At 71.0% G+C, this 5,219-nt stretch carries 4 protein-coding genes; all 4 read right to left on the bottom strand.

The window, feature by feature from the left end; all coding sequences use genetic code 11:
* Positions 1–305 precede the first annotated feature (305 nt).
* The 4 genes from AC5W54_RS22390 to AC5W54_RS22375 all read right to left on the bottom strand — a co-directional run bounded on the left by AC5W54_RS22390 (position 306) and on the right by AC5W54_RS22375 (position 4,957).
* Positions 306–1,946: a UxaA family hydrolase gene (locus AC5W54_RS22390; protein WP_495964304.1), complete on the bottom strand. Its 1,641-nt coding sequence runs from the start codon at positions 1,944–1,946 to the stop codon at positions 306–308.
* 33 nt (positions 1,947–1,979) lie between these two features.
* Positions 1,980–2,831, bottom strand: a complete 852-nt coding sequence (locus AC5W54_RS22385) for an ureidoglycolate lyase (RefSeq protein ID WP_495964303.1) — start codon at positions 2,829–2,831, stop codon at positions 1,980–1,982.
* A gap of 46 nt (positions 2,832–2,877) precedes the next feature.
* Positions 2,878–3,627: an SDR family oxidoreductase gene (locus AC5W54_RS22380; RefSeq protein WP_495964305.1), complete on the bottom strand. Its 750-nt coding sequence runs from the start codon at positions 3,625–3,627 to the stop codon at positions 2,878–2,880.
* A gap of 223 nt (positions 3,628–3,850) precedes the next feature.
* On the bottom strand, positions 3,851–4,957 hold the full coding sequence (locus AC5W54_RS22375) for a pyridoxal phosphate-dependent aminotransferase (RefSeq protein WP_495964302.1): 1,107 nt from the start codon (positions 4,955–4,957) through the stop codon (positions 3,851–3,853).
* Between the last annotated feature and the right edge of the window lie 262 nt (positions 4,958–5,219).

Raw genomic sequence — 5,219 nt, 5'->3', positions numbered from 1 at the left:
GAAGCCTGGCGGAAGGCGAGCCAATCACGATGCTGAAACCATCGACTGGAGAGCCGTGTGCGGGAGAACCGCACGCACGGTTCGGAGGGCGGGGAGGCTAAGCCTTCCCGACCCCTATCAGGGGGTAGATTCCCTGCCTGGTAGGCGCTTGGCTCCGCCGAGCGATTGGCGCCGCAGACGCCCCGGCGGTGGCCGCGTACGGGGCAGGCGACCGCCCCGCGCCGCTTTGCGGCGCATCGCCCCGCAAGCGTGGCTCCCACAGGGAGGCAAATCCCCCGCCTGGTGGGAGCGCTCATGCGGGGCGCTCAGAGCGAGACGCCGCGTTTCCAGGGGATGAAGTCGTACTGGGCCAGGGCGACGGCCTTGGGACGGTAGCGCCCGGAGGCCGCGTCGATGCACTGCTGCAGCAGGCGCTCGGCGAGCGCGTCGATGGTCGCTTCGCCACGGATGATCGGCCCGGCATCGAAGTCGATGACGTCGGCCATGCGTGAGGCCAGGTCGCTGTTGCTGGCGATCTTCAGCACCGGGGTGACCGGGTTGCCGGTAGGGGTGCCGAGGCCGGTGGTGAACAGGATCAGGTTGGCGCCGGAGCCGGCCAGCGCCGTGGTCGATTCCACGTCGTTGCCCGGGGTGCAGAGCAGGTTGAGGCCCCGGCGGACCTGGGGCTCGGTGTAGTCGAGCACGTCGACCACCGGGCTGTCGCCCCCCTTCTTGGCGGCGCCGGCGGACTTCATGGCGTCGGTGATCAGGCCGTCGCGGATGTTGCCCGGCGAGGGGTTCATCGAGAAGTCGGCGCCGACCCGTGCGGCGTGCTGCTGGTAGGCGTTCATCAGCGCCTCGAAGCGCTCGGCGACCCGGTCGTCGCGGCAGCGGGCGATCAGTTCGTGCTCCACACCGCACAGCTCGGGGAACTCGCTGAGGATGCCGCTGCCGCCCAGCGCCACCAGGCGATCGATGACGGCACCGACCAGCGGGTTGGCGGAGAGCCCCGAGAAGCCGTCGGAGCCGCCGCACTCGACGCCGATCGAGAGCTCGGCGAGCGGCGCCGGGGCGCGTTCGACCCGGTTGGCCTCGGCCAGGCCGTCGAAGATGGTGGTCAGCGCCTCGCGGATCAGGGCTTCCTCGCTGCGGCTGGCCTGCTGCTCGAGGTAGTGCACCGGGCGCCGCCCCTCGGGGTCGCGTGCGGCCACCGCCGTCTTGAGCATCTCGATCTGGGCCTTCTGGCAGCCCAGGCTGAGCACCGTGGCGCCGGCGACGTTGGGGTGGCAGATATAGCCGGCGAGCAGCCGGCAGAGGGCCTGGGCGTCGTCGTCGGTGCCGCCGCAGCCCAGGGTGTGGGTGAGAAAGCGCACGCCGTCGACGTTGGGAAACAGCCGCTCGCGGGGTGGGGCGGCCTCCTCGGTCGCCGCCGCACCGTGCAGCAGCTCCCGGGCCAGGCGCTTGTAGTCGCGGTAGGGATCCTCGCCCAGGGCGTCGGCGACGCTCTGGCGCAGCACCTCGATGTTGCGGTTCTCGCAGAACACCAGGGGCACGACCAGCCAGACGTTGGCGGTGCCGACCCCTCCGTCCGGGCGGTGGTAGCCGTCGAAGGTGGCGCCGGCGAAGGCGCCGACGTCGGGGGCCTGCCAGCGGCCGCGCCGCGCCTGGGGCGTGGTGGTGGCCGTGCTGTGCTCGGTATTCCCGGTGGTGATGGCCTCGCCCTCGGCGATCGGTCGGGTCGCCCGGCCCACGGTGACGCCGTACATGATCACGCTGTCGCCCTCGCCCAGCGGGCCGAGGGCGAACTTGTGCTTGTGGCGGACGGGGCCGGCCAGGCGAATCCGGCGGCCGTCGTCCTCGATCACCGCGCCCGCGGGCAGGTCCTTCAGCGCCACGCGGACATTGTCGGCGGCATGCACCCGCAGGGTGGCGAGTTGTCCCGCATCGCTGGCAATGGGGTGGCTCATCGTCTGGCTCCTGGCAAAGGATCGAAGGGGGGCTCAGGCCGACGCGTCGGCGACCACCGCCTGGCACTGCTCGCCGAGCCCCTCGATACCCAGGCGCATGCGCTGGCCGGGCCGCAGGTAGACGGGCGGCTTCTGGCCCATGCCCACGCCGGGCGGGGTGCCGGTGGAGATGATGTCGCCCGGCTGCAGGCTCATGAAGCGGCTCAGGTAGCCGATCAGGAAGGGCACACGGTAGACCATGGTGCGGGTGCTGCCGTCCTGGTAGCGGTGGCCATCGACCTCGAGCCACATGGCCAGCGCGTGGGGGTCGGTGACTTCGTCGGGGGTGACCAGCCAGGGGCCGAGGGGGCCGAAGGTGTCGCAGCCCTTGCCCTTGTCCCAGGTGCCGCTGCGCTCGAGCTGGTATTCCCGCTCGGAGACGTCGTTGACCACGCAGTAGCCGGCCACGTGGTCCAGGGCGTCGGCCTCGTCGATGTAGCGCCCGGCCTTGCCGATCACCACGCCGAGTTCCACTTCCCAGTCGGTCTTTTGCGAGCCGCGGGGGATGATGACGTCGTCGTCGGGGCCGCAGATGGCGCTGGTCCACTTGTTGAAGACCACCGGCTCGGCGGGTACCTCGGCGCCGGTCTCGGCGGCGTGGTCGGAGTAGTTCAGCCCGATGCAGATGAACTTGCCGACCCGCCCCACGCAGGGGCCGAGCCGCGTATCGGCGGGCACCGCGGGCAGCCGCTCGGGGTCGATCCCGGCGAGCACCGCCAGGCGTTCGCGCCCCAGGTGGGGGCCGTCGATGTCGGGGACATGGGCCGAGAGGTCGCGGATCACCCCGTCGGCGTCGAGCAGTCCGGGTTTCTCGTGGCCCCTGGGGCCGAAGCGCAGCAGTTTCATGGGTGGGTTCCTTGGTCGTTATGGGGATGTCTTGCGCGCGCGTCGCTCAGGCGAGCCAGCCGCCGTCGATGACCTGGGCTGTGCCGGTGGTGTAGCCGGATTCGTCCGACGCCAGGTAGGTGGCCAGGGCGGCGATCTCCTCGGGGGTGCCGAGCCGGCCCAGCGGCTGGCGCGCGATGAAGGCGTCGTAGACCTCGGCCTCGGGGCGCTGCTCGCGCGCCGCCTGGTCGCGGATACGCTGGCGCAGCGAGGGGGAGTCCACGGTGCCCGGGCAGATGGCGTTGCAGCGGATGCCCCGGGCCACGTAGTCGGCGGCGACCGATTTGGTCAGGCCGATCACCGCGGCCTTGGAGGCGCCATAGGCGAAGCGGTTGGGCACGCCCTTCAGGCTCGAGGCCACCGAGGCCATGTTGATGATGCTGCCACTACCCCGGGCGAGCATGCCGGGCAGCAGGGCGCGGATCAGGCGGTACATGGCGGTGACGTTCAGCGCCAGGGAGCGTTCCCAGTCGGCCTCCTCGCACTCGAGCAGGGCACCGTTGGCGACGAAGCCGGCACAGTTGAAGAGGATGTCCGGGGCCGGCAGCTCGTCGGCCAGTTCGGCGATCGCCGCGCGGTCGAGGACGTCGAGGCGGCGGGTCTCGATGCCCGGCGTGGCGTCCAGCTCGCGTAGCCGGTCCGGATCGATATCGGTGGCGATCACCCGGGCCCCCTCCGCGGCGAAGCGCACGGCGGTGGCGCGGCCGATGCCCTGGGCGGCGGCGGTGATCAGGGCGGTCTTGTCTCGCAGTCGCATATCCGGTCCCTGGTGGTTGGTGTTGGGTGTTGTGGGCGCCGTCTTTTCGGTCTGCTTCATCGCCTGGCTCGTCTTATGGTATGACAGGATACCTGCCAGACGGCTCTTCCGAGTATGGATCAGTTTCCAGACCCTGCCAACCGGTGGCCGGCGCAGCGGGAAGACGCAGCGGGCGGCGACGAAGGCCGCCCGCACGGTGAGCAACAAGGGGGTGGGGCAGGCGTCAGCGCGTCGCGAGGGCCCGCTCGAGGATCGCCAGGCGGCCGGGGACCAGGGCGTCCTCGACGGCGGTGATGCGCAGCACATGCCCCAGCGCCGGGTGGGCGGGGCGGGCGATCAGCCGTCCGGCGTCGAGCAGTTCGCCATGGACTCGTCCGGCGAGCTCGGCGTCGGGCAGGCGCAGGCCGATGAAGTTGGTGGCGCTGGGCAGGACGTCGGCGCCCAGGGCGCGGAAGTGCGCGGCCAGGCGCTCGCGGCGTTCGAGCACGGCGGCGACATGGGCCCGGCTCTCCGCGGGGTGGTCGAGCACCACCTCGGCGGCGGCCTGGGAGAGCGTCGATACCGCGTAGTGGATGCGCACCTTCATCATCACCGCAAGCGTTTCGGGCTCGGCGATGGCGTAGCCGACGCGCAGGCCGGCGAGGCCGTGAGCCTTGGACAGGGTGCGCAGGCGAATCACGCCGGGGAGCACCTCGCGGGAAAAGGGGCTCTCGGCGTCGTCGCGGAAATCGTGGTAGGCCTCGTCGAGCAGCAGCCAGCAGTCGTCGGGCAGCTCGGCGCGCAGCCCGCGCACGGCGTCGTCGTCGTGCAGGTGCCCGCCGGGGTTGTCGGGGTTGGCCAGGTAGACCAGCCGCGCGTCGTGCTCGTGGGCGGCACGTGCCAGGGCCGCGAGGTCCGGGGCGAGGCGGCCGGGCCCCTCGTCGTAGGGCACCTCGACCAGGCGGCAGCCCTGGCCCCGGGCGAAGTAGCCGAAGGTGGGGTAGGTGCCGGCGGTGCCGACCACGGTCAGACCGGGCTCGGCGACGGCGCGCAGCGCCAGGGCGATCAGGCTGTCGGCCCCGGCATCGACCAGCAGCGCCTCGAGCGGGATGCCCTGCTGGTCGGCCAGGCGCCGGCGGATGCCGAGGGCCTCGGCGTCGCCGTAGCTGTAGACGTGTTCGGCCATGGCGTCGCCGAAGTGCGCGCGCAAGGCGCGGTGGGGCATGTCGAGGCCCTCGTTGGAGCCCAGTTGGTGGGGGATCTCGCGGCCCAGGCGGCGTTCGAGCACGCGCACGCCGGGGAAGGGGTTGGTCGGGCCGTCGCCCAGCAGATGGTCGGGGTAGCGGGGCATGGGGTCTCCGTCGAATCACCGGTGGAACGGTTACTGTCGCATAGTGAGTGTCGAAGCTGAACGGTGGCGGCGGGGAATCGAGGGTCAGACCCCAAAGTTTGCTGAGGGGTCAGACCCCAAAGTAGACTTAAGGGTCTGACCCTGGCGCCTCCCCACGAAATAGATAAGAAAAACAGGATATTAGCATTGAAAAAAGTCTGCATGGGCTGGCATGTTGTTGCTCGCCAAAGAAACACGATGCCGGAGGGCCCATGCAGACATC

It is taken from the genome of Halomonas sp. LMYGS-3 (assembly GCF_059509875.1).
The sequence above is the reverse complement of the archived record's forward strand: the minus strand, read 5'-3'. Positions and strand labels throughout refer to the sequence as shown.